We start from the raw sequence: 25,179 nt of genomic DNA, 5'->3' as shown, positions 1-25,179 counted from the left end.
TTAACTATAATCGTCCGTCAAACGGCCTCCCGTCGCCGGTCCTCCCGTGGACACCGGGCAAACTTCGCCCGGTAGCTGCGAGTGAAATACGACGGTGATTCAAATCCGCAGGCAATGCTGACTTCCAGCACGCTCATGTCGGTCTGGCGCAGCAGCTGTCGGGCCTTTTCCAGCCTTAAGCGCAGATAGAAATTGCTCGGTGTGTCGTTCAGGTGCAGGCGAAACAGGCGCTCCAGTTGCCGGCGCGTCACCTTGATCGATTCCGCCAGCTCCAAGGTGGTCAGCGGCGGCTCGCTGTGCTGCTCCATCTCGCCGATCACATGCACCAGCTTCTTGTTGCTGATGCCGTAGCGCGTGGCAACTTCCATGCGCTGGTGGTCCTTGCGCGGACGAATCCGCCCCAATACAAACTGCTCGCTGACCTGGATCGCCAGTTGCGGGCCGTGGGCCTGGGCGATCAGGTCGAGCATCAGATCGATGGACGCGGTGCCGCCGGCGGATGTGATGCGTCGGCGGTCGATCTCGAACAGCTCCTGGGTGACGCTGAGCTGTGGATAAGATTCCTTGAAGGCATCGATGGCCTCCCAGTGCAGCGTCAGGCGATGACCATCGAGCAGGCCGGCTTCGGCAAGGACGAAGCTGCCGGTGTCGATGGCGCCGAGGTTCACGCCTTCGTTGTCCAGCCGTCGCAGCCAGTGCTCCAGCGCCGGGGTGGCGAACTTCAGCGGTTCGAAACCGGCGACCACCAGCAGCGTCGCACCTTTCTTCAGCGGCTCCAGCGCCGCATCGGCGTTGACCGACATCCCGTTGCTCGCCAGCACCGCCCCGCCATCGGCGCTCAACACATGCCAGCGGTACAGCTCGCCGCGAAAGCGGTTGGCCACCCGCAGCGGTTCGATCGCAGAGATGAAACCGATGGCGGAAAAACCCGGCATCAACAGAAAGTAGAAATCCTGGGACATGGCGCGCACTCGGTCAGCGGGTAGCGTGCAACGTTGATACGCCAGTTGTCGGCGGCATTCAAGAGCACAGGTCGCTGCAGTGCAAGAGCTGGTCGCCGCAGTGCGTTTTTGCGGGGGCATTGCTGCGTAATTTGGCATCACCGGCACGACAGATGTCGGAACCCACAATAACGACCTGCCGAGGAACCCGACATGAAACGACTGATCAGCAGCTGTGTTCTTGCACTCAGCGGTACCGCGTTTTTAAGCGCCAGCGTCATGGCGGCCGATTCCGCATCGTGTCAGAACGTGCGCATGGGCGTGGTGAACTGGACCGACGTGATCGCCACCAGTGCCATGGCCCAGGTTCTGCTCGACGGCCTCGGCTACAGCACCAAACAGACCAGCGCCTCCCAGCAGATCGTCTTTGCCGGCATCCGCGACCAGCGTCTGGACCTGTTCCTCGGCTACTGGAACCCGCTGATGACCCAGACCATCACCCCGTTCGTCGAGGCCAACCAGGTCAAAGTGCTTGAAGCGCCGAGCCTCAAGGATGCGCGCGCCACGCTCGCCGTGCCGACCTATCTGGCGGACAAGGGCCTGAAAACCTTCGCCGACATCGCCAAGTTCGAGAAAGAACTGGGCGGCAAGATCTACGGCATCGAGCCTGGCTCGGGCGCCAATACCCAGATCAAGGCGATGATCGCCAAGAACCAGTTCGGCCTCGGCAAGTTCCAGCTCGTGGAATCCAGCGAGGCCGGCATGCTCGCCGCCGTCGATCGCGCCGTGCGCCGCAAGGAGGCCGTGGTGTTCTTCGGCTGGGCGCCGCACCCAATGAACGTCAACGTGCACATGACCTACCTGACCGGCAGCGACGACGCCCTCGGCCCGAACGAAGGCATGGCCACCGTGTGGACCGTCACCGCGCCGAAATACGCCGAACAATGCCCGAACGTCAGCCGCCTGCTGAGCAACCTGACGTTCACCGCCGAAGACGAGAGCCGGATGATGCAGCCGCTGCTCGATCACAAGGACGCTTTCGAATCGGCCAAACAATGGCTCAAGGATCACCCGCAGGACAAACAGCGCTGGCTCGAAGGCGTCACCACTTTCGATGGCAAACCGGCGGCTGAAAACCTCCAGCTCACCAGCAAATAAACCGCAACGAACGAACCACTTCGCAGCCCGCCACGGGCTGCGAACAGACCCATCACGCCTGAAGGAAAACGCACCATGAACCACGACGTCATCATCACCTGCGCACTCACCGGTGCTGGCGACACGACCGCCAAAAGCCCACACGTGCCGGTCACCCCGAAACAGATCGCCGCGGCCGCAGTAGAAGCGGCCAAGGCCGGCGCCACGGTCGTGCACTGTCACGTTCGTGACCCGCAGACCGGCAAGTTCAGCCGCGACGTGGCGCTGTACCGCGAAGTCATGGAGCGCATCCGCGAAGCCGACGTCGACATCATCGTCAACCTCACCGCCGGCATGGGCGGCGACCTGGAAATCGGCCCGGGCGAGAACCCGATGGAGTTCGGCCCGAACACCGATCTGGTCGGCCCGCTGACCCGTCTGGCCCACGTCGAAGAACTGCTGCCGGAAATCTGCACCCTGGATTGCGGCACCCTGAACTTCGGTGACGGCGACACCATTTATGTCTCCACCCCGGCCCAACTGCGCGCCGGTGCCAAGCGCATCACCGAGCTGGGCGTGAAGGCGGAGCTGGAGATTTTCGACACCGGCCACCTGTGGTTCGCCAAACAGATGATCAAGGAAGGCCTGCTCGACAATCCGCTGTTCCAGCTGTGCCTGGGCATCCCGTGGGGCGCGCCGGCCGACACCACCACCATGAAAGCCATGGTCGACAACCTGCCTGCCGACGCGGTGTGGGCCGGGTTCGGCATCGGCCGGATGCAGATGCCGATGGCCGCGCAAGCGGTGCTGCTCGGCGGCAACGTGCGGGTCGGTCTGGAAGACAACCTGTGGCTGGACAAAGGCGTGCTGGCGACCAACGGCCAACTGGTCGAACGCGCCAGCGAAATCCTCAGCCGCCTCGGCGCCCGCGTGCTGACCCCGGCTGAAGGTCGCAAGAAGATGGGCCTGACCCAACGCGGCTAATTCGAATTGACCTCTGACCCTGTGGGAGCGGGCCTGCCCGCGATGAGGTTTTTTCTACCGAGAGATTTTTTTCGGTAGTACCGACGCTATCGCGGGCAAGCCCGCTCCCACAGGGTTCTGCGAACTCTTTAGGACATGACCATGAGCTTTATCACCGAAATCAAAACCTTCGCAGCACTGGGCAGCGGCGTCATCGGCAGCGGCTGGGTCGCCCGCGCCCTCGCCCACGGCCTCGACGTGGTGGCCTGGGACCCGGCGCCGGGCGCTGAAGCGGCGCTGCGCAAACGCGTGGCCAATGCCTGGGGCGCGCTGGAGAAAAACGGTCTGGCGCCCGGCGCGTCGCAGGATCGCCTGCGCTTTGTCGCAACCATTGAAGAGTGCGTGCGCGATGCGGACTTCATCCAGGAAAGCGCCCCGGAACGCCTCGAACTGAAACTGGATCTGCACAGCAAAATCAGTGCGGCAGCCAAGCCGAATGCCCTGATCGGGTCCAGCACCTCGGGTCTGTTGCCAAGCGAGTTCTACGAGAGTTCGACTCACCCGGAACGTTGCGTGGTCGGTCACCCGTTCAACCCGGTCTACTTGCTGCCGCTGGTGGAAGTGGTCGGCGGCAAGAACACCGCGCCGGGAGCGGTTCAAGCGGCGATGAAAGTCTACGAATTCCTCGGCATGCGCCCGCTGCATGTGCGCAAGGAAGTGCCGGGCTTCATCGCCGACCGCCTGCTCGAAGCGCTGTGGCGCGAGGCGCTGCACCTGGTCAACGACGGGGTGGCGACCACCGGTGAAATCGATGATGCGATCCGCTTTGGCGCCGGTCTGCGCTGGTCGTTCATGGGCACATTCTTGACTTACACCCTGGCCGGTGGCGATGCCGGCATGCGCCACTTCATGTCGCAGTTCGGCCCGGCGTTGCAACTGCCGTGGACATACCTGCCGGCGCCGGAGCTGACCGACAAGTTGATCGACGATGTGGTGGACGGCACCAGCGATCAACTGGGCCGGCACAGTATTTCGGCGCTGGAGCGCTATCGTGATGATTGCTTGCTGGCGGTGCTTGAGGCGGTGAAGACCACCAAAGAAAAGCATGGAATGAGTTTCAGCGAGTGATGTGTCTGGCTTGAAACCGCAGCCCTCACCCTAACCCTCTCCCAAGGGGAGAGGGGACTGACCGTGTTGCTCTTTCGAGTTACGCCGACCTGCTGTACCGAGCCGAACACAGGCTTTGAAAAGCTCCCCGATCTGCTCCCTTTCCCCTCTCCCCCTTGGGGAGAGGGCTGGAGTGAGGGGTGGCTTTTGATCTTGATGACCATTCAACTGCCGGAACCAACATCATGCCCACCCTCACCACCTACCAAACCCGCATCATCCCGGACTGGGTCGATTACAACGGCCACCTGCGCGACGCCTTCTATCTGCTGATTTTCAGCTACGCCACCGACGCCCTGATGGATCGCCTCGGCATGGACAGCAACAACCGCGAAGCCAGCGGTCACTCGCTGTTCACCCTCGAGCTGCATCTCAATTACCTGCACGAAGTGAAGCTCGATGCCGAAGTCGAAGTGCGCACGCAGATCATCGGCCACGACCAGAAACGCCTGCACCTCTATCACAGCCTGCACCTGGCCGGCGGTGACAAGGAGCTGGCCGGCAACGAACAGATGCTGTTGCACGTCGATCTCGCCGGGCCGCGTTCCGCGCCGTTTACCCCGGATACCCTGGACCGTCTGCAAACCATCGTCGCCGAGCAGGCCGATCTGCCCGCTCCCGCTTACATCGGCCGGGTCATCGCCCTGCCCCCAGCCCGGTAAATCCATCCCTCACAAGGAGCCGCCATGCAAACCGCCGCTGCCGTTGCCGATTTCCGTACTTATCCGTTGATCAGCGCGCTGAACGGCGTGCAGAACCTGGCGGATCGCGTCCTGATTAAATGGGCCGACGGGCGTGTCAGCCCGTTCCACCACGTATGGCTGCGGGACAACTGCCCGTGTCCACACTGTGTCTACAGCGTCACCCGTGAGCAGGTGTTCGAGATCGTCGATGCGGCGCAGGATCTGTCGCCCTCCGCCGTGCACATCGACACCGATGGTTGTCTGCGCATCGACTGGCAGGACCACCACCTCAGCCGCTTCGATGCCGGCTGGTTGCGCGCCCACGCCTATGACAACGAATCCCGTACCGAACGCCTCGCCGCCAAACCTGAACCCTTCCTGTGGCGCAGCGATTTGCAGTTGCCGGTGTTCGACTATGCAGCCCTGATGAACGACAACGCCGCGCTGCTGCAATGGTTGCTGGCGGTACGCGACATCGGCCTGACCCAGGTGCGCGGCGTACCGACCGAACCCGGTTCGTTGAAGCTGATCGCCCAGCGTATTTCGTTCATCCGCGAGAGCAATTTCGGCGTGCTGTTCAACGTGCAATCCAGGGCCGATGCCGACAGCAATGCCTACACCGCATTCAACCTGCCATTGCACACCGACCTGCCGACCCGCGAGCTGCAACCGGGGCTGCAATTTCTGCATTGCCTGGTGAACGACGCCGAGGGTGGCGAGAGCATTTTCGTCGACGGTTTTGCGATTGCCGACGCGTTGCGTCAGGAAGATCCCGCATCATTCAAGGCCCTGTGCGAGATCCCGGTGGAGTTTCGCAACAAGGATCGCCACAGCGACTATCGCTGCCTCGCGCCGGTCATCGCCCTGGATGCGTTGGGCCGAGTCGCGGAAATCCGCATGGCCAACTTCCTGCGCGGCGCGTTCGACACGTCCGTGGAGCAGATGCCCCTGCTGTATCGCGCTTACCGACGCTTCATCGCCATGACCCGCGAGCCACGTTTCCGGGTCATGCAGCGGCTCAATCCGGGCGAGCTGTGGTGCTTCGACAACCGCCGCACCCTGCACGCGCGCAATGCGTTCGACCCGGCCACCGGGGCCCGGCATTTTCAGGGCTGCTACATCGATCGGGATGAGTTGCTGTCGCGGATTCTGGTGTTGCAGCGTTAGCCCGCGTCAACGCTATTCGCAGGCAAAAAAAGCCCCGATACAAGCCGTGACAGGATCGGGGCGAGGGTACTGTTGAGGAGCTGCCGTGGCGAGGGTGACCAAACCTTCGTGAAGCAAGCTGAGGCCAGTGTGCCCACTCCCCTTGACGGCAGGTTAGCCGAAAACGACCTGTTCATAGCCGTCGCGGCCACTGCGACAAATCGCCCTTGCCGTGCCTGTGCAGGCCTACCAGAATCGAGTCACGACCTCCGTTGCCGAAGAAGGATTCGCGTCATGATGTATGCCGATTTGATCGATCAGGAAGACCTGTTGGGCCAGCTCAAGTCGTTGGGTTTTCAAGTGCCGAGCGGTTCAACTGCCGAGCAGGCCTGTGAGTATGCGGTGCGCGGTCTGGATAACGTTCGCGCCTTTGAACTGCGCAAGATGGTAAAGGACATGTACACCAGCGGCGCCAGCATCCAGCCTGCAGTGCGTCAGGCCATCGACAAACAATTGTTGCCGGCATTGGCGCAATACCAACAAACCCATAGCGCCTGACAGGCCGCCATCGCTGGCAAGCCAGCTCCCACATTGATCCGGGCGAACACAACATTTGTGTACCACACAGATCCTGTGGGAGCTGGCTTGCCAGCGATAAACGATGACGCGGTCTACAGCCTTACACTGGCAAATGTGGACTCGTTGCGTGCCTGACTCAGCGCCGACATCGGCCCGGACAGCGGCGACATCACAATGGCCTGCGGCAGCGGCATCATCGCCACCTGCTGGGTGGTGTTGGAGCCGACGCGCTCGTCACGCGGCGGAATGCCGAAGTATTCGCGGTAGCACTTGGAGAAGTGCGGTGTCGACACGAACCCGCAGACCGACGCCACTTCGATGATCGACATCGGCGTCTGCTTCAGCAGTTGCCGCGCACGGATCAGGCGCAGCTTGAGGTAGTAGCGCGACGGCGAGCAGTGCAGGTATTTCTGGAACAGGCGCTCAAGCTGACGACGGGACACGGCGACGTACACCGCCAGTTCGTCGAGGTCGATCGGCTCTTCCAGGTTGGCTTCCATCAGCGCAACGATTTCCTGCAGTTTCGGCTGGTTGGTGCCGAGCATGTGCTTGAGCGGTACGCGCTGGTGATCCTGCTCGTTGCGGATGCGTTCGTAGACGAACATCTCGGAGATCGCGGCGGACAGTTCACGGCCGTGATCGCGGCTGATCAGGTGCAGCATCATGTCCAGCGGCGCGGTGCCGCCGGAGCTGGTGAAACGGTTGCGGTCGAGGGTGAAGAGACGGGTGCTCATCGCAACGCGCGGGAAAGCTTCCTGCATCGCCGCCAGACATTCCCAATGCACGCTGCAATCGAAGCCGTCGAGCAGGCCGGCGCAGGCCAGGGCCCAACTGCCGGTGCACACCGCACCGAGGCGGCGCGACTGCCGCGCCTGGCTTTGCAGCCACGACACGTGTTCACGGGTAACAGTGCGCTGAATGCCGATCCCGCCGCACACGATGACGGTGTCGAGGGCCGGGGCCTTGTGCATGGAGGCGTCGGGGGTGATCTGCAGTCCGTCACTGGCCCAGACCTGGCCACCATCGACAGTGAGGGTGGTCCAGCGATACAGCTCGCGACCGGACAACTGGTTGGCCATGCGCAGGGGTTCGACTGCGGATGCCAGGGAAATCAGCGTGAAATTGTCCAGCAGCAGAAAGCCGATGGATTGAGGCGCACGGTTCTGGGGTTGAGCCCCGGAGTTGAACGACGTCATCGCGGTATCTCCTCACACAAAGCGGGTGATGGCCTCAGGCGGAGGCTCTTGTTATTGCCATCGTTCTCTTGCGTGAGACGGGCTTTGTTATGACAGAGCAATTGCCATGCCTAAAATTGAATGGCTGTTCAATAACTCCTGAAAACGACGTCGCGACGCGTCTATACAAGCGCTCCGATGAGAGGTGATTCGAAGTGCCATCAGCGGCCGCGAATGCCCTGCCCCGGAGCGTGTGAGCAAATCGGTAGCACTTGTGGGAACTGGCCTGCGCACGATTGTCCTACAGTGTCACCGCAGGCACAGGTGACGGACGGTAGCGCCTTCGAATCAGGCGCTGGAGGTGGGAAAGGCTCTTATCTGATAACGACGCGCCAAAAGGTGGCGCGTTGTGATTGCGGTGCTCACTTGGTGCGCAGTTTTGACTGGTCCGGCCTCATCGCTGGCAAGCCAGCTCCCACAGTTTTTGCGAACCCGCAAATCCAGTGTGGGAGCCACACTGCTGGCGATAGTAGGCGACCAGGTATCAGCACTCCACCGCGCTGACCGCCAAGCCGCCCCGCGATGTCTCTTTATATTTGTCATGCATGTCGGCGCCGGTATCGCGCATGGTGCGGATCACTCGGTCCAGCGAAATAAAATGCTGACCGTCCCCGCGCAACGCCATTTGTGCCGCGTTGATCGCCTTCACCGCCGCAATCGCATTACGCTCGATGCACGGCACTTGCACCAGGCCACCCACCGGATCGCAGGTCAGGCCGAGGTTGTGTTCCAGGCCGATTTCCGCCGCGTTGCACAATTGCTCGGGGCTTGCGCCGAGGATTTCCGCCAGCCCTGCCGCCGCCATCGCACAGGCCGAACCGACTTCACCCTGACAGCCGACTTCAGCGCCGGAGATCGAGGCGTTCTTCTTGCACAGAATCCCCACCGCTGCGGCGCCGAGGAAGTAGTCGACCACGTTGGCGTCGGTCACCGCCTCGCTGAATTTCATGAAGTAGTGCAGCACCGCCGGAATGATCCCCGCCGCGCCGTTGGTGGGTGCCGTGACCATGCGCCCGCCGGCTGCGTTTTCCTCGTTCACCGCCAGGGCGAACAGGTTGACCCACTCCATCGCGCTGAGGGTCGAGCCAATCACGTTGGGCTTGTTCAATTCCTGAAGACTGCGGTGCAACTTCGCCGCGCGGCGGCGCACGTTGAGTCCGCCAGGCAGGATGCCTTCGTGCTTGAGGCCCTGCTCGACGCAATCCTGCATCGCCCGCCAGAGTTTCATCAGACCGGCGCGGATTTCCTCTTCGCTGCGCCAGACCTTCTCGTTGGCCATCATCAATTCGGCCACGCGCAGGTTGTGGGTCTTGCACAGTTCCAGCAACTCCACCGCACTGGAAAAATCGTAAGGCAACTCGGTGCGATCCAGATCCACCACACCGCTGGAGGCTTGCGCCTCGTCCACCACAAAACCGCCGCCGACCGAATAGTAGGTGTCGCGATGCAGCTCGCCGTGATCGCCTTCGGCAACCAGGGTCATGGCGTTGGGGTGGAACGGCAGGTTCTCGTCGATCAGGCGCATGTCGCGGGCCCATATAAAGGGCACCGACAAACGACCGTCGAGCAACAGCGTGTGGGTTTCGCGCAGGGCCTGGATCCGCGGGCCGATCTGCGACGGGTCGATCGCGTCCGGCCACTCGCCCATCAGGCCCATGATCACCGCGTTGTCGCTGCCGTGACCGACACCGGTGGCCGACAGCGAGCCGAACAGCTGCACCTCGATGCGACGCACCTGCTCCAGCAAGTGTTTGTCGCGCAACGACTCGACGAACAGGGCGGCGGCGCGCATGGGCCCGACGGTGTGGGAACTGGAAGGGCCGATGCCGATTTTGAACAGGTCGAAAACGCTGATAGCCATTGCTGCAGAGCTCCTGAGAGTGCCGGTCCGGGGCGTGAAACGCCCGCTGGCGGAGCTGCTACGCTCAAGCTGCGATCCGCCGGAATGCCCGCATCATCGGGCTTTTCCCGGGTCGTTCGGCGTCTGACACCGACGTACTCATGCCCACCAACGCCGTGCCGGTTTCAGCCCGTGTTTTCGCCGTTTTTATGCGGTTCAGATGGCCAGAAAGGGCAGAAAAAAGCTGTAAACGACGTCACTGACACTGGATGCGACCATCCCTGTACTGGATACGACGCACCCTGTAGGCGTCAGATTTTCACTGGTACATGATCGTATCGACTCGATTGCAAGGCGCTGCGGTAGAGCTGTCTCCAGAACGCCATCCAACCGCAACCCATAAGTGCGGTGGTCCAATCGGAACACTGCCAAAAAAAACACCAAGGAGTCCATTCATGAAAGGTTCCCCGTCGTTGTTGTTGGCCGCCATGCTGAGTCTGCCTTTACTGGCTCAAGCCGCAGAACCGGCGCAGTGCAGTACCGTGAACTTCTCCGATGTCGGCTGGACCGACATCACCGCAACCACCGCCACCACCTCCGTCGTGCTTCAGGCCCTCGGCTACAAGACCAAGACCACCATGATTTCCGTACCCGTGACCTACAAGTCGCTGGCCGACGGCAAGAACATGGACGTGTTCCTCGGCAACTGGATGCCGACCATGGAAAACGACATCAAGGCCTACCGCGACGCCGGCACCGTGGAAACCGTGCGCACCAACCTCAAGGGCGCCAAGTACACCCTCGCCGTTCCGCAAGCCTTGTATGACAAGGGCCTGCACGACTTCGCCGACATCGCCAAATTCAAGAAAGAACTCGACGGCAAGATCTACGGGATCGAGCCGGGCAACGACGGCAACCGTCTGATCCAGAGCATGATCGACAAGAACGCCTTCGGCCTGAAAGACGCCGGCTTCAAGGTTGTCGAGTCCAGCGAAGCGGGCATGCTGTCGCAGGTCGACCGCGCGCAGAAACGCGACACCGCCGTGGTGTTCCTCGGCTGGGCGCCGCACCCGATGAACAAGCGCTTCAAGATTCAGTACCTGACCGGCGGCGATGACTTCTTCGGCCCGGATTTCGGCGCCGCCACCGTGGCGACCAACACCCGCAAGGGCTACGCCGAGGAATGCAGCAACGTTGGCCAGCTGCTGAAAAACCTGGAGTTCACCGTCGACATGGAAAGCGAACTGATGGGCAACATCCTGGACGACAAGATGAAGCCTGACGCGGCCGCCAAGGCCTGGCTGAAAAAGAATCCACAGGTGCTCGATACCTGGCTCGCTGGCGTGACCACCATTGACGGTAAACCAGGCCTGGAGGCCGTTAAAGCCAAACTCCAGTAATCGCTTATGCCGGACGGCTCACGCCGTCCGGGCTGTTTATTTCCTTGCATGCGGACGTTCACTACCATGCTGATTGATCAGAAAATCCCTTTAGGCCAGTACATCGCGGGCTTCGTTGAATGGTTGACGCAACACGGCGCCAACACCTTCGACGCAATCGCCGTGACACTGGAAACGATGATCCACGGCGTGACGTTTGCGCTGACCTGGTTCAACCCGCTGGTGCTGATCGGCCTCATCGCCCTGCTGGCCCACTTCATTCAACGCAAGTGGGGCCTGACCGCGTTCGTGGTCGCCTCCTTCCTGCTGATCCTCAACCTGGGGTACTGGCAGGAAACCATGGAAACCCTCGCCCAGGTCATGTTCGCGACCCTGGTCTGCGTGGTCATCGGCGTGCCGCTGGGCATCGTCGCCGCGCACAAACCGATGTTCTACACTTTGATGAGGCCGGTACTCGATCTGATGCAGACCGTACCGACCTTCGTTTACCTCATTCCTACCCTGACCCTCTTCGGGCTGGGTGTGGTGCCGGGCCTGATCTCGACGGTGGTGTTCGCCATCGCCGCACCGATCCGCCTGACCTACCTGGGCATCCGCGATGTCCCGGAAGAACTGATGGACGCCGGCAAGGCCTTCGGCTGCTCGCGTCGCCAACTGCTTTCACGGATCGAACTGCCTCACGCCATGCCGAGCATCGCGGCCGGCATCACCCAGTGCATCATGCTGTCGCTGTCGATGGTGGTGATCGCGGCACTGGTGGGCGCCGACGGACTCGGCAAACCGGTGGTCAACGCACTGAACACTGCTGATATCGCCCTGGGCTTCGAAGCGGGCCTGGCGATCGTACTGCTGGCGATCATGCTCGACCGTATCTGCAAACAACCCGACGCCAAAGTAGGGGGTGACGCATGAGCATTATTCGCTTCGATAACGTTGACGTTATCTTCGCCAGGGATCCACGCGAGGCGCTCAAGCTGCTGGATCAGGGCATGACCCGTAACGAGATCCTGAAAAAGACCGGGCAGATTGTCGGCGTTGAAAAGGCCAGCCTGGATATCGAGAAAGGCGAGATCTGTGTACTGATGGGCCTGTCCGGCTCCGGAAAATCCAGCCTGCTGCGCTGCATCAACGGCCTCAACACCGTGAGCCGCGGCAAGCTGTTCGTCGAGCACGAAGGCAAGCAGATAGACATCGCGTCCTGCAGCCCTGCCGAACTGAAAATGATGCGCACCAAGCGCATTGCGATGGTGTTCCAGAAATTCGCTTTGATGCCCTGGCTGACCGTGCGCGAAAACATCAGCTTCGGTCTGGAAATGCAGGGCCGCCCCGAGAAAGAACGCCGCAAACTGGTCGACGACAAGCTTGAGCTCGTGGGCCTGACCCAGTGGCGCAACAAGAAGCCCAACGAGCTGTCCGGCGGCATGCAGCAGCGTGTCGGCCTGGCCCGCGCACTGGCGATGGACGCCGACATTCTGCTGATGGACGAACCGTTTTCCGCCCTCGACCCGCTGATTCGTCAGGGATTGCAGGATGAACTGCTGGAACTGCAACGCAAGCTGAGCAAGACCATCGTGTTCGTGAGTCACGACCTCGACGAAGCGCTCAAATTGGGTAGTCGCATCGCGATCATGAAAGACGGCCGGATCATCCAGTACAGCGTGCCGGAAGAGATCGTGCTGAACCCGGCGGACGATTACGTGCGCACCTTCGTCGCCCACACCAACCCGTTGAACGTGCTGTGCGGTCGCAGCCTGATGCGCACCCTGGACAACTGCAAACGCATCAATGGCTCGGTGTGTCTGGATCCGGGCGGCGATTCGTGGCTGGACCTGGCCGAAGGCAACACCATCAAAGGTGCGCGGCAAAACGGTTCGGTGCTGAACCTGCAGAACTGGGCGCCGGGGCAAGCCGTGGAAGGGCTGGAGCGCAAACCGACGCTGGTGGACTCGAACATCGGCATGCGCGACGCGTTGCAGATCCGTTACCAGACCGGCAACAAACTGGTGCTGCACGACAACAATCATGTGGTGGGGATTCTTGGAGACAGTGAGCTGTATCACGCACTGCTCGGCAAGAACCTGGGGTAAAGAGTACAGATGCAAAAACGCCGCGAGAGATCGCGGCGTTTTTGTTTATCAGGACATCGGGAAATTCATCTTTACATCTGATGGCCCCATCGCGGGCAAGCCCGCTCCCACAGGTCCAGTAGCGTTCGCATTATTTGTGTACGACGCCAAACTTGTGGGAGCGGGCTTGCCCGCGATGAAGCCGACGCGGTTTCACTGAAACTCCGCGTCACTCACAACTCAGCTATAGACCCGGCCAAGGAGCTGCCGATGGCTTTCAAACTGATCGAGCACATCGCGTGTGATCTGATCCTGTGTGAAGCCCATCAGGTCGTAGTCCTGGCTGCCGTTGTGCAGGTACACCTCGGCGCGGTAGAAACGCTGGCGCGCTTCATCGGACTGGACCGACTCGCTCGGGGTCGCCAGGTAGCCGTCCAGGCTCACTTCGTAGACAAAAGGGTTGCCCTCTTCCATCTCGACCCGCACGCCCATGCAGCGCTTGGACTTGCCCAGCAGCGTCTGCACTTCCAGACCCTGTGCACGCATTTGCGCAGCGGCATCTTCCAGTGCCGGGCTGACGTGCTTGTCCATGAAACGCTGAACCACCGATTGGCTCGGTTGCAGATCCAGCTGGGTCAGGCGCTCGCTGAAACCACGACGACCGCGTTCAGCCAGTTGCGCCTGCTCCTGTTCGATCTGCATGTCCTGGCGCATCGCCTTGTGCAGGCCGAACATGAAGCACACCAGCACCACCGAGAACGGCAGACCGGCCAGCACCACCATGGTCTGCATGGCTTCGAAGTTACCGGCGAACAGCAGGCCGATGGTCACCAGCGTGATCACGACCGACCAGAAGATCCGCAGCCAGTGCGGGGCGTCTTCGTCGACGTTGCCGCCCTTGCAGGACAGGTTCGCCATCATCACCGCGCCGGAGTCGGCCGGGGTCAGGAACAGCACGAAACCAACGAAGATCGACACACCGATGACGACTTTCGACGCCGGGTAGTGTTCCAGCAACTGATAGATCGCCATCGACGGCTGTTCCAGCGCCGTCTTGCCCAGTTCCACCGCGCCCTGGTTCATCACCAGATCCAGCGCCGAGTTACCGAAGATCGACAGCCACGCCAGGGTGAAACCCAGCGGAATCAGCAACACGCCAGCCACCAGTTCACGCACGGTACGACCACGGGAAATCCGCGCGATGAACATGCCGACGAATGGAGCCCAGGAGATCCACCACGCCCAGTAGAACAGCGTCCACAGGCCCAGCCAGCGGTCGGACTTCTCGCTGTCGCCTTCATAGACGTACAGGTCGAACGTCTTCAGCACGACGCCGTTGAGGTAGTCACCGATGTTCTGCACGAAGCCGTTGAGCAAGTGCAGGGTCGGACCGAACAGCAGAACGAAAATCAGCAGGCCGCTGAACAGGATGATGTTGAGGTTGGACAGACGACGGATGCCGTTTTCCACACCGGACACGGCGGCGATGGTCGCCACGGTGCTCATCACGATGATCACGATCAGCAGGTTGGTGTTGCTGTGTTCCATGCCGAACAGGTTTTCCAGGCCCGAGGACACTTGCAGCGAGCCGATTCCCAGGTTGGTCACCAGCCCCAGCAGCGTCACGAACATGCCGAAGCCGTCCACCGCATGACCGGCAGCGCCCTTGACCCAACGCTCGCCCACCAGCGGGTACAGCGCCGAACGCAGGGCCAGCGGCTGGTTATGACGGTAAGCGAAATAGGCCACGGCCAGACCGACCAGCGCGTAGATCGCCCAGCCGTGCAGGCCCCAGTGCAGGAAGGTCAGCTGAACAGCCTGACGGGCCGCCAGGTTGGTGGCCGACGCGCCTTCCGGCGGATTGAAGTAGTGATCCAGCGGCTCGGAGGCGCCAAAGTACAGCAGCGAAATACCGATACCCGACGAGAACAGCATCCCCGCCCAGGCGCCGTAGCTGAAATCCGGGGTGTCGTCCTTGCTACCCAGTTTGAGTTTGCCGTAGGAGGAAAACGCCAGGCCCACCACAAATACCAGGTAAGCAGCGATCACCACCATGTAGTACCAGCCGAAGCTGCGGGACAACCAGGCCTGAGCCACTCCCAGCATTCTGCCGGCCTCTTGCGGGGCGATGATCAGAATGGCGGTCAACAACAGAATCAGCGCGGTAGAGGTGTAGAACACCCAACCGTTGACCGTCACCTTCTCGGGCGGGGTCTTTATTAGCGAGGCAGAACTCATGGCACAAATGCTCCAGGCAGTGCGAGAGAAGAACACAAGGCAACACGGAACCCGACCAATCGGTTAGTTGGCAGCCGACCGGCGGGTGATATAAAGACACCCCGAAAAAAGCCCGAACCTGCAGAGTTGGCACCGCGAATCGCCGTCGTGGCCGAGGTCTGGACGTTCATCCGAAACCTGGCCTTGAGCGTCTTGCCCATTCAACACGTCCATCGAACGTCGAACCGCGCCTTGCCCCGCGCAGGTTTCGAGCATTTTCGGATGTCGGTTTTATCGCCACTTACACGCAGGAAAAATCTGTAGGCAGCGACGATTTGTCGCAGATCTTATTCTTTGTTGATTGAACGTTCAATCAAAACAAAATAGACTGGCCCTCAATCCGATCGGCGTTTGTCGTCTGTCGGAAGGCCTAAGGAGATGTGCAAGATGCCCAAGGTCGGTATGCAACCCATCCGCCGCCAACAACTGATCGAAGCCACTTTGCAGGCGGTTGATCAGGTCGGAATGGGGGACGCCAGCATTGCGCTGATCGCCCGTTTGGCCGGTGTCTCGAATGGCATCATCAGTCACTATTTTCAGGACAAGAACGGCCTGATTGCCGCCACGATGCGGTATCTGATGAGCGTCCTCAGCGAGAACGTCACCGCGCGCCGTCAGGCGCTGGCAGACAGCAGCCCCCGGGCGCATCTGCAGGTGATCATCGAAGGCAACTTCGACGCCAGCCAGGTCAATGGCCCGGCAATGAAAACCTGGTTGGCCTTCTGGGCCACCAGCATGCACCAGCCGTCTTTGCACAGGTTGCAGCGGATCAACGATCACCGTCTGTATTCCAACCTGTGCTGCGAGTTCCGCCGTGTGTTGCCGCTCGAAGATGCGCGCACCGCCGCCCGTGGACTGGCAGCTCTGATCGACGGCTTGTGGTTGCGCGGCGCGCTGTCGGGAGACGCTTTCGACACTGCGCAGGCGCAACAGATCGCTTACGAATACATGGATTTCCAATTGGCCAAGCAGGTGAGCTAGAGCACAGAAAAAACGCTCGGCCCCTGAACTGTCACCGACCAGCGATGCCACAGTTACATGGCTCACCCGGTGGCCAACGCCAACCACTAATGCACTTGCGAGGACACTATGGCCCGTTTCGAACTGCAAAAACTCTACATCGATGGCGCGTACTCCGACGCCGGCAGCGATGCCACCTTCGAAGCCATCAACCCGGCTAATGGTGAAGTCCTCGCACTGGTGCAACGCGCGACCAAGGAAGACGTCGAGCGTGCTGTGGTCAGCGCCGAAAAGGGCCAGAAAATCTGGGCCGCGATGACCGCCATGGAGCGTTCGCGCATCCTGCGTCGCGCCGTCGACATCCTGCGCGAGCGCAACGATGAACTGGCTGCCCTGGAAACCCTGGACACCGGTAAAGCCTTCTCCGAAACCAAATACGTCGACATCGTCACCGGCGCCGACGTACTGGAATACTACGCAGGCCTGGTACCCGCCATCGAAGGCGAACAGATCCCGCTGCGTGACACGTCCTTCGTCTACACCCGTCGCGAGCCGCTGGGCGTGGTTGCCGGTATCGGCGCCTGGAACTACCCGATCCAGATCGCCCTGTGGAAATCCGCGCCAGCCCTGGCGGCCGGTAACGCGATGATCTTCAAGCCAAGCGAAGTCACCTCGCTGACCACCCTGAAACTGGCCGAGATCTACACCGAAGCCGGCGTTCCGAACGGTGTTTTCAACGTGCTGACCGGCAGCGGCCGTGAAGTCGGCACCTGGCTGACCGAGCACCCGCGCATCGAGAAAATCTCCTTCACCGGCGGCACCGACACCGGCAAGAAGGTCATGGCCAGCGCTTCGGCTTCGTCGCTCAAAGACGTGACCATGGAACTGGGCGGCAAGTCCCCGCTGATCATCTGCGACGACGCTGACCTGGATCGCGCCGCCGACACCGCCATGATGGCCAACTTCTACAGCTCCGGTCAGGTCTGCACCAACGGCACTCGCGTGTTCGTGCCGAGCCACCTGAAAGCCGCTTTCGAAGCCAAGATCGTCGAGCGCGTTGCCCGCATCCGCGTTGGCAACCCGGAAGACGAAAACACCAACTTCGGCCCGCTGGTCAGCTTCCCGCACATGGAAAGCGTACTGGGCTACATCGCCAAAGGTAAAGAAGAAGGCGCCCGCGTGCTGTGCGGCGGCGAGCGTCTGACCGACGGCGAATTCGCCAAAGGCGCGTTCGTGGCTCCAACCGTGTTCACCGACTGCACCGACGACATGACTATCGTCCGTGAAGAAATCTTCGGCCCGGTGATGGCGATCCTGAGCTACGAAACCGAAGAAGAAGTGATCCGTCGCGCCAACGACACCGACTTCGGCCTGGCCGCCGGTATCGTCACCCGCGACCTGAACCGCGCCCACCGCGTGATTCATCAACTGGAAGCCGGTATCTGCTGGATCAACGCCTGGGGCGAGTCCGACGCAAAAATGCCGGTTGGCGGTTACAAGCAGTCGGGCGTGGGCCGTGAGAACGGCATCAGCTCGCTGAACAACTTCACTCGCATCAAATCGGTACAGGTCGAGCTGGGCGATTACGTCTCGGTGTTCTAAGACCCGAGCGCTCTATCGCCTGCGAGGCCGCCTCGCTGGCAAGCCAGCTCCCACAGGTTGGATGTCGTCCACCCGATCTGTGGCAGCCCCGACCCCTGTGGGAGCGGGCTTGCCCGCGAATCGAGTGCAAAGCACTCGCCAGGCCTGACCTGACCAACTTCAAAGAGGGTGCATTCAATGTCCCAAGAATTCGATTACATCATCGTCGGTGCCGGCTCTGCCGGTAACACCCTGGCGACCCGTCTGACTGAAGACGAAGGCGTCACCGTCCTGCTGCTCGAAGCCGGCGGCCCGGACTACCGTCTCGATTTCCGCACGCAGATGCCGGCAGCCCTGGCATTCCCGCTGCAGGGCCGTCGCTACAACTGGGCCTACGAAACCGATCCGGAGCCACACATGGACGGTCGCCGGATGGAATGCGGTCGCGGCAAGGGCCTCGGCGGCTCCTCGCTGATCAACGGCATGTGCTACATCCGTGGCAACGCGATGGACTACGACGGCTGGGCGAAACTGCCAGGCCTGGAAGACTGGTCCTACCTCGACTGCCTGCCGTATTTCCGTAAAGCGGAAACCCGCGACATCGGCCCGAACGACTATCACGGTGGCGACGGCCCGGTCAGCGTGACCACCCCGAAAGCGGGCAACAACCCGCTGTTCCACGCCATGGTTGAAGCTGGCGTGCAGGCCGGTTACCCGCGTACCGAAGACTTGAACGGCTACCAGCAGGAAGGCTTCGGCCCGATGGACCGCACCGTGACGCCGAACGGCCGCCGTGCTTCCACCGCCCGTGGTTACCTGGACGTGGCCAAGAAGCGTTCGACCCTGACCATCGTCACTCACGCCCTGACTGACAAGGTTCTGTTCGAAGGCAAGCGTGCCGTTGGCGTGCGTTACCTGGTCGGCGCCGCTGAAGAACGTGTTGAAGCCCGCGCCCGCAAGGAAGTCATCGTCTGCTCCGGCGCAATCGCTTCGCCGCAACTGCTGCAACGCTCCGGCGTCGGCCCGGCGAAACTGCTGGAAAGCCTCGACATCCCGGTGGTTCACGATCTGCCGGGCGTCGGCGAAAACCTGCAGGATCACCTCGAGCTGTACCTGCAATACGCCTGCACCCAACCGGTCTCGCTGTACCCGTCGCTGCTCTGGTACAACCAGCCGGCCATCGGTGCCGAGTGGCTGTTCAACGGCACCGGCATCGGCGCCAGCAACCAGTTCGAAGCCGGCGGATTCATCCGTACCCGTCCGGAATTCGAGTGGCCGAACATCCAGTACCACTTCCTGCCGGTGGCGATTAACTACAACGGCAGCAACGGTGTGAAAGAGCACGGTTTCCAGGCGCACATGGGTTCCATGCGTTCGCCGAGCCGCGGTCGCGTCCAGGTCAAATCCAAGGACCCGCGCCAGCACCCGAGCATCCTGTTCAACTACATGGCCACCGAGCAGGACTGGCAGGAATTTCGCGACGGCATCCGCCTGACCCGTGAAATCATGCAACAGCCTGCACTGGACGCCTTCCGTGGCCGCGAAATCAGCCCGGGCATCGACGTGCAAACCGATGAGCAGCTGGACAAGTTCATTCGCGAGCACGCCGAAACCGCGTTCCACCCGTCCTGCTCGTGCAAGATGGGCACCGACGAAATGGCAGTAGTGGACGGCGAAGGCCGCGTGCATGGCATGCAGGGTCTGCGTGTGGTCGATGCTTCGATCATGCCGATCATCACCACCGGCAACCTGAACGCGCCGACAATCATGATCGCCGAGAAAATCGCCGACAAGATCCGTGGCCGCCAGCCGTTGCCGCGCAGCAACGCACCGTACTATGTCGCTGGCGATGCGCCGGTGAAAGGCAAGGCGCTGCGTGATGTAACGCCTGCCGCTCACTGACAACCTACTGGCACCGGCACTAAAAACCGCCACCTCTTTCAGAGGCTGGCGGTTTTTTTATTTAACCCTTCCTACTATTTAAAAGTGCAACTTCAACCGAACAAAACTCGCAATACTTACCAACTTTACCTCTCGATCAAACACACTAGAATGCGCGCCTCCAAAGTACAAACCAAGGAAGAACAATGCCATTCAACTACGCAAATGAGAATATGTCCGCCAGCTTCTTTCGGCATGCATTATCTAAAGAAAAAACCATCACTTTGGACTTCAGCTATTTAAGCGGCGTTATCGAGTCATGGTGGAAAAAGAACAAGGGTCAAAACCTGCACACCCTAAAAATACAACTTACAAATTTATTCATTAATTATCTTCACCCGGAAGACACCCTCTACTTTGACCAGGTCGGCACCAACAAAGGCATTGCCGCGGTGTGTATCAGAAATATTTTCAGCATCGACTGCCCCGCACTGGCCCTCACCGTCCACGAGGCGCTGGCCGACCTGTTCCACTTGACTGATATCAAGTACGAATACGAAGACCATAAAGCGCTGTACATGAAACCTTCCGCTGAAAAGTATCGGGAATGGGGTAATGGTTATGGTGACATCACCCCGCACTCAGATGATTTGTATGAAAGTCTGGATGTTGACTATCTTGCACTCACGGTGTGCCGGGACACTACTCGCACGCCGACCGCCTATTATTTCCCAGCCGACTTGCTGTTATCACTTGATGATGAAGAAATTCAAACCTTACTTGGCATGCAGGCGATTTTCATTTCAGGTAAAAACGTCAGCGGCTCGAAAGAGCGCGTTCGAAATGTCGTTGAATACAGTGAACTGTATGGCTACCGGTTTTCACTTGATTTCCGTATCGACATTCACAGCGGCGAGCGAATGCGTGCGCTCAACGGCGGTCAAGAGGTGTTGGACAAAATCCGCGCAGGGCTACCCACTGCCAAGTGCAATGTCTCCACGGCGCAGACCGGCACGTTCCTGATCGTTGCCAATAACAAGATATTGCATGCTCGCCCCACTCTGAACATCAGCGCCGATGAGGTTCGCTCGCAAGCCGCAACTTCGACGTTGACCACTACGCCACGCTTGTTGTTTCGCAGCAAAGGGCCTCGCAAGCAGTATTACTCGCTGGACGAAAAGCACGCAGTCCGAGGAGCGGCTTGATGAACGGCTGCCAGTCTTCATCCGACTCCACCTTCGCGCAAACGCTCAAGGCGGGAGGGCGCGACGCTATCACCTTCGGCATCGCGTTCATTTTTCTGTATTTATCCATCGGAATGGTGGGCGCTGCTCAAGCGCTGACATTGAGTCAGACGATGGCGACGACCCTGTTGATTTTTTCGACGCCGTTACAGTTTCTACTCATACAAAACTACAACGACGGATGGTTACTGATCCCGATTATTCTGGCACTCAACGCCCGATTTGTTTTGCTTTCAGCGACGTTGGCACCGCACCTCAAGCAGACGTCGACGCGTAAGACTCTCGCGTCATTGATACTGCTGACACCCTCGATCTTCACGGCATGCATAACGCGCTTCAAGCACAAGACGAGTTTCCCGTTCGCGTATTTTGTTGGCGTAGGCGCACCCATCTTCGCCTTGTCGATCATCTGCACTTACGTCGGCTTTATCGCCGGCGCAGATTTTGCGTCACCGACCGTTGCAGCCGCCATGACGATGCTCTTGCCACTTCAGTTCACTGCGCTGGCCGGCAAGCACTGGCCGCACTACATGGAGGTCTCCAGCTACTGGCTGGGCTTCATCGGTGCTCCTTTGCTGGTGTTGCTCTTCAAGGACTACAACTTGCTGATTACGCCCTTTGTGATCGGCGGCATGCTCGTAATGATTGAAAACACCCGTACTCGCCAAGGAACGGCTTCGCAATGACTGTCTGGATGCTGATCGGCTTCGCCGCAATCACGGCTTTTGCATTTCGTGCATTACCGTTTGCTTTCAAAAACACCACGGCGTTGACGCGCACCGAAGGTTCCTTTTACCGCTTCGTCAGTTACAGCGCCCAAGCGATGTTGGGAGTGATCATTTATGACACGGCATTTGCCAGGCTTGATGGCCCGAGTCTGATGCAACAGTTTCAGATTCTGGATGCGCTGAAACTGCTGCTGTTAGTCGGAACATTTGTCGTCGTGGCCAGAACCCGAAAAATTCTGCCAGGTTTCTTTGCCAGCCTGCTGGTTTACGTACTCGCATTCGTCTATTTGAATAACTGAAGCTTTACCGCAGAGCCGACCAGGGGCCCTTGGACACGCGTGCTCAAGTACGCCCCTTTCGCCTGAGGGGATGAAGGTCACTCACAGAATGTATTTCCCTCTCAAGCGCTACGCTTGATACTCCCCCCCACGCAGGCCTACTCTAGTCCTCGCCCAATCGTCCCCTCCCTCCCCGCCGAATTCGCTTTGCCGCTGCTCCCATGACAAGGAGGTTCCCTGATGTTCGATTTCCACCCCCAGCTCAAGCAGCGCTTTGCTGCCTTGCGCACGGGCGCCGAGTTTTTTTCCCTGCGGTATGTACGCGAGTCCGGCCAGTACCTGTCGGTGCGCAAGAACGTTGCCGAACCGCCGAGCCTGAGCCGCGACGAAGGCGCGATGCTCACCGTCCGGGTCAACGGCGTCGAAGCCTACGCCGCGACCAATGACCTGTCGCAACAAGGCCTGCAAGCCGCCCTCGAGCGTGCCGAACAACAGGCCCGGCGGATCAAGCCGCACGCCCTGCTCGACTTGAGCAAGCAGCCGGTGTCCAGCGACCGCGCCGATTACTTTTCACCCAATCTGGAACAACCCTTCCCGTCCCTGAGCGAATGCTTCGAGCTGCTCGGCGCGGAATCCGCCTCGGTGCCAAAGGATGAGCGCCTGGTGAACTGGGAAGTGAGCATCGGGATCACCCACGTCGAACAGATCTACCTGAGCAGCGCCGGCGCCGAATTGCGCCAGGCCCAGCGTTTCGTCTATCCGGGCCTGAGCGTCACCGCCTACGACGGCAACGACAGCCAGACCCGCAGCCTCGGTCGCGAGAACTTCGGCCAGCAGGGCGGCGCCGATGTGATCAGCCGTTGCGGCCTGATCGGTGCCGGTCCGCAGGTCGCCGATCAGGCGCTGCAACTGCTGCTCGCGTCCAACACCCCGCAAGGCCCGCGCGACCTGCTGCTGATGCCGGACCAGATGATGCTGCAGATCCACGAATCCATCGGCCACCCGCTGGAGCTCGACCGCATCCTCGGCGACGAGCGCAATTACGCCGGCACCAGTTTCGTCAAAGCCTCGGATTTCGGCAGCCTGCAATACGGCTCGAAACTGCTCAACGTGACGTTCGATCCGGGCATTCCCGAGGAACTGGCGAGTTATGGTCACGATGACGACGGCTCCAAGGCCAGCAAGCAGTTTTTGATTCATGAAGGCCTGTTGGTCCGTCCGTTGGGCGGTGCCTTGTCGCAATTTCGCGCGGGCCTGGATGGCGTCGCCAACAGCCGCGCCTGCGGCTGGAACCGCCCACCGATCGACCGCATGGCCAACCTCAACATCGAGCCGGGCGACCAGCCGCTGGAGCAACTGATCGGCGGCATCGAAAACGGCATTCTGATGAGCACCAACCGTTCGTGGTCGATCGACGATGCGCGCAACAAATTCCAGTTCGGCTGCGAATGGGGCCAGTTGATCGAAAACGGCGAACTCAAGGGTGTAGTGAAAAATCCAAACTACCGGGGCATTTCCGCGCACTTCTGGAAGAGCCTGCGCGCCGTCGGCAACGCCGGCACCACAAAGGTGCTGGGCACGCCGAACTGCGGCAAGGGCGAACCTAACCAGGTGATCCGCGTCGGCCACGCTTCGCCGGCCTGCGTGTTCAGTAATGTAGATGTGTTTGGGGGAGACGCCTGATGAGTATTTCCAAGAACCCGTCCGAGGCGTTCAAGGTGCTGGTCAACTGGCTGCGCGATGCCGTGTGCGAGCCGGAACAGTTCACCCTGAGTTACGACGCCGAATCGTCGGCCTTCGTCCGTTTCAACCACGCCAGGGTGCGTCAGGCCGGGCAAGTGCAACAAGCCGGTATCGGCCTGAAACTGATCGACGACGGTCGCCATGCCGACCTGCACATTACCCTGTCCGGTGAGCAGGCCACCGACCTGCAACGCCTCGCCGAAGGTTTGCAACAACTGCGCGAAACCCTGCCGCTGCTGCCGCAGGATCCGTACCTGTTGCTCAACCACAACGGCTGGCAGAGCAAGAACGTGCAGGAACATCCGCTGCCGGACACCGAGCAGGTGGTGGCGGAAATCGCTAATGCTGCCGAAGGCCTGGATCTGGTCGGCTTCTACGCCGCCGGCCCGATCAGCCGTGGTTTTGCCAGCTCTTCCGGGGCGTTCGGCTGGCATCAGGCCAACAGCTTCAACTTCGATTTCAGTCTGTTCCACGAGAACGGCGAAGCGGTGAAAGCCAGCTACGCCGGGCATGACTGGAACAGCGAAGACTTCGCCAGACGCATCCAGCAGGCCCGCGAACAGCTGGAGTTTCTCGGTCGCCCGCTGCGCACCTTGCCGCCTGGCCAATACCGCGCCTATCTGGCGCCCGCAGCCCTGGAAGAAATCATGGGCATGTTGTGCTGGGGCGGTTTCTCGGCGCAGTCGATTGCCAGCAAAAGCAGCCCGTTGCAGAAGCTGTATGCCGGCGATCAGGCGTTCAGCCCGCTGGTGTCCCTCGACGAGAAAGTCAGCGAATCGCTGAGCCCGGCGTTCTCCGGTGAAGGTTACCCGCGCAGCGATCTGCGCTTGATCATCGAAGGCAAGGCGGGGGACCAGTTGGTGGGTTCGCGCAGTGCTGCCGAATACGGTCTGGCGGCCAACGGTGCCAGCGGCGGCGAATCGCCGAGCGCGCTGAACATGGGCGCTGGTGATTTGCCTCAAGCGGAAATTCTCAAGCAACTGGGCACCGGGCTGTACATCAGCAATCTGTGGTACCTGAATTTCTCCGATCAACCGGCGGCGCGCCTGACCGGGATGACCCGGTTTGCCACCTTCTGGGTCGAGAACGGCGAGATTCAGGCGCCGGTCAGTACCATGCGTTTCGACGACAGCGCCTACAGCCTGCTGGGTTCGCAGCTGGAAGCGTTGACCGCCGAACGCGAGTTGCTGCTGTCGGCGAGCACCTACAGCCAGCGCAATACCTCGTCGGCGCTGTTGCCGGGGGCGCTGGTGAGCCGATTGACCCTGACCTTATAACACCGCGACACCGCAAAACCTGTGGGGGCTGCGGTGCGACGATTCGACTTGCC

21 protein-coding genes are annotated in these 25,179 nt (G+C 60.6%); 17 read left to right on the top strand and 4 right to left on the bottom strand.

Going from position 1 to position 25,179, the window contains the following annotated elements; all coding sequences use genetic code 11:
• Positions 1-17: 17 nt before the first annotated feature.
• Positions 18-962 (bottom strand): GlxA family transcriptional regulator, encoded by a 945-nt coding sequence (locus QLG12_RS24215; protein ID WP_197867274.1) that lies wholly within the window; start codon positions 960-962, stop codon positions 18-20.
• Between the two features lie 192 nt (positions 963-1,154).
• On the opposite strand from QLG12_RS24215, the gene choX reads away from it, so the two are divergent.
• The 6 genes from choX (at position 1,155) to QLG12_RS24185 (ending at position 6,595) form a co-directional block, all read left to right on the top strand.
• Positions 1,155-2,099, top strand: coding sequence for a choline ABC transporter substrate-binding protein (gene choX / locus QLG12_RS24210; RefSeq protein WP_282475344.1), 945 nt, complete (start codon positions 1,155-1,157; stop codon positions 2,097-2,099).
• 75 nt (positions 2,100-2,174) lie between these two features.
• Positions 2,175-3,062 (top strand): 3-keto-5-aminohexanoate cleavage protein, encoded by an 888-nt coding sequence (locus tag QLG12_RS24205; protein WP_011336296.1) that lies wholly within the window; start codon positions 2,175-2,177, stop codon positions 3,060-3,062.
• Between the two features lie 141 nt (positions 3,063-3,203).
• Positions 3,204-4,169, top strand: a complete 966-nt coding sequence (locus QLG12_RS24200) for an L-carnitine dehydrogenase (RefSeq protein WP_197867272.1) — start codon at positions 3,204-3,206, stop codon at positions 4,167-4,169.
• Positions 4,170-4,393: 224 nt separating this feature from the next.
• Positions 4,394-4,870, top strand: coding sequence for a thioesterase family protein (locus QLG12_RS24195; RefSeq protein ID WP_197867271.1), 477 nt, complete (start codon positions 4,394-4,396; stop codon positions 4,868-4,870).
• 24 nt (positions 4,871-4,894) lie between these two features.
• On the top strand, positions 4,895-6,058 hold the full coding sequence (locus QLG12_RS24190; protein ID WP_197867270.1) for a gamma-butyrobetaine dioxygenase: 1,164 nt from the start codon (positions 4,895-4,897) through the stop codon (positions 6,056-6,058).
• 273 nt (positions 6,059-6,331) lie between these two features.
• Positions 6,332-6,595 carry a hypothetical protein gene (locus QLG12_RS24185; RefSeq protein WP_039767996.1) on the top strand — a complete coding sequence of 88 codons (264 nt, stop codon included), beginning with the start codon at positions 6,332-6,334 and terminating at the stop codon, positions 6,593-6,595.
• 113 nt (positions 6,596-6,708) lie between these two features.
• Here QLG12_RS24185 and QLG12_RS24180 read toward each other — a convergent pair whose 3' ends face one another.
• Together QLG12_RS24180 and QLG12_RS24175 are read right to left on the bottom strand one after the other, a co-directional pair.
• Entirely contained in the window at positions 6,709-7,812 is a 1,104-nt protein-coding gene (locus QLG12_RS24180) for a GlxA family transcriptional regulator (protein WP_011336300.1), read from the bottom strand.
• A gap of 523 nt (positions 7,813-8,335) precedes the next feature.
• A complete protein-coding gene (locus tag QLG12_RS24175; RefSeq protein ID WP_039767995.1) occupies positions 8,336-9,712 on the bottom strand; it encodes an L-serine ammonia-lyase in 1,377 nt (458 codons plus the stop codon).
• Between the two features lie 434 nt (positions 9,713-10,146).
• Here QLG12_RS24175 and QLG12_RS24170 point away from each other — a divergent pair, with 434 nt between their 5' ends.
• The 3 genes from QLG12_RS24170 (at position 10,147) to choV (ending at position 13,178) form a co-directional block, all read left to right on the top strand.
• Complete coding sequence (locus QLG12_RS24170; RefSeq protein ID WP_197867269.1) at positions 10,147-11,091, top strand: choline ABC transporter substrate-binding protein; 945 nt, start codon at positions 10,147-10,149, stop codon at positions 11,089-11,091.
• A 66-nt stretch (positions 11,092-11,157) separates the two neighbouring features.
• Positions 11,158-12,003 (top strand): choline ABC transporter permease subunit, encoded by an 846-nt coding sequence (gene choW, locus QLG12_RS24165; RefSeq protein ID WP_064380213.1) that lies wholly within the window; start codon positions 11,158-11,160, stop codon positions 12,001-12,003.
• Positions 12,000-13,178, top strand: a complete 1,179-nt coding sequence (gene choV, locus QLG12_RS24160) for a choline ABC transporter ATP-binding protein (protein ID WP_064380211.1) — start codon at positions 12,000-12,002, stop codon at positions 13,176-13,178. The genes choW and choV overlap by 4 nt, the downstream gene beginning before the upstream one ends.
• A gap of 219 nt (positions 13,179-13,397) precedes the next feature.
• Here choV and QLG12_RS24155 read toward each other — a convergent pair whose 3' ends face one another.
• On the bottom strand, positions 13,398-15,338 hold the full coding sequence (locus QLG12_RS24155) for a BCCT family transporter (protein ID WP_230737772.1): 1,941 nt from the start codon (positions 15,336-15,338) through the stop codon (positions 13,398-13,400).
• A 483-nt stretch (positions 15,339-15,821) separates the two neighbouring features.
• On the opposite strand from QLG12_RS24155, the gene betI reads away from it, so the two are divergent.
• From betI to QLG12_RS24115, 8 genes are all read left to right on the top strand, one after another.
• Complete coding sequence (gene betI, locus QLG12_RS24150; protein ID WP_011336305.1) at positions 15,822-16,415, top strand: transcriptional regulator BetI; 594 nt, start codon at positions 15,822-15,824, stop codon at positions 16,413-16,415.
• A gap of 108 nt (positions 16,416-16,523) precedes the next feature.
• Entirely contained in the window at positions 16,524-17,996 is a 1,473-nt protein-coding gene (betB, locus tag QLG12_RS24145; RefSeq protein WP_064380209.1) for a betaine-aldehyde dehydrogenase, read from the top strand.
• A 177-nt stretch (positions 17,997-18,173) separates the two neighbouring features.
• On the top strand, positions 18,174-19,877 hold the full coding sequence (gene betA, locus QLG12_RS24140; RefSeq protein WP_282475343.1) for a choline dehydrogenase: 1,704 nt from the start codon (positions 18,174-18,176) through the stop codon (positions 19,875-19,877).
• A 185-nt stretch (positions 19,878-20,062) separates the two neighbouring features.
• Positions 20,063-21,061 carry a hypothetical protein gene (locus QLG12_RS24135; RefSeq protein WP_282475342.1) on the top strand — a complete coding sequence of 333 codons (999 nt, stop codon included), beginning with the start codon at positions 20,063-20,065 and terminating at the stop codon, positions 21,059-21,061.
• A complete protein-coding gene (locus QLG12_RS24130) occupies positions 21,061-21,786 on the top strand; it encodes an AzlC family ABC transporter permease (protein WP_064380201.1) in 726 nt (241 codons plus the stop codon). The genes QLG12_RS24135 and QLG12_RS24130 overlap by 1 nt, the downstream gene beginning before the upstream one ends.
• A complete protein-coding gene (locus QLG12_RS24125; protein WP_197867266.1) occupies positions 21,783-22,127 on the top strand; it encodes an AzlD domain-containing protein in 345 nt (114 codons plus the stop codon). The genes QLG12_RS24130 and QLG12_RS24125 overlap by 4 nt, the downstream gene beginning before the upstream one ends.
• 219 nt (positions 22,128-22,346) lie before the next feature.
• Positions 22,347-23,789 carry a TldD/PmbA family protein gene (locus QLG12_RS24120; RefSeq protein ID WP_197867265.1) on the top strand — a complete coding sequence of 481 codons (1,443 nt, stop codon included), beginning with the start codon at positions 22,347-22,349 and terminating at the stop codon, positions 23,787-23,789.
• Positions 23,789-25,126 carry a TldD/PmbA family protein gene (locus tag QLG12_RS24115; RefSeq protein WP_282475341.1) on the top strand — a complete coding sequence of 446 codons (1,338 nt, stop codon included), beginning with the start codon at positions 23,789-23,791 and terminating at the stop codon, positions 25,124-25,126. The genes QLG12_RS24120 and QLG12_RS24115 overlap by 1 nt, the downstream gene beginning before the upstream one ends.
• Positions 25,127-25,179: the final 53 nt, after the last annotated feature.

Origin of the sequence: Pseudomonas sp. V88_4 (assembly GCF_029967985.1) — a bacterium.
Lineage (GTDB): Bacteria > Pseudomonadota > Gammaproteobacteria > Pseudomonadales > Pseudomonadaceae > Aquipseudomonas > Aquipseudomonas glycinae.
The sequence above is the reverse complement of the archived record's forward strand: the minus strand, read 5'-3'. Positions and strand labels throughout refer to the sequence as shown.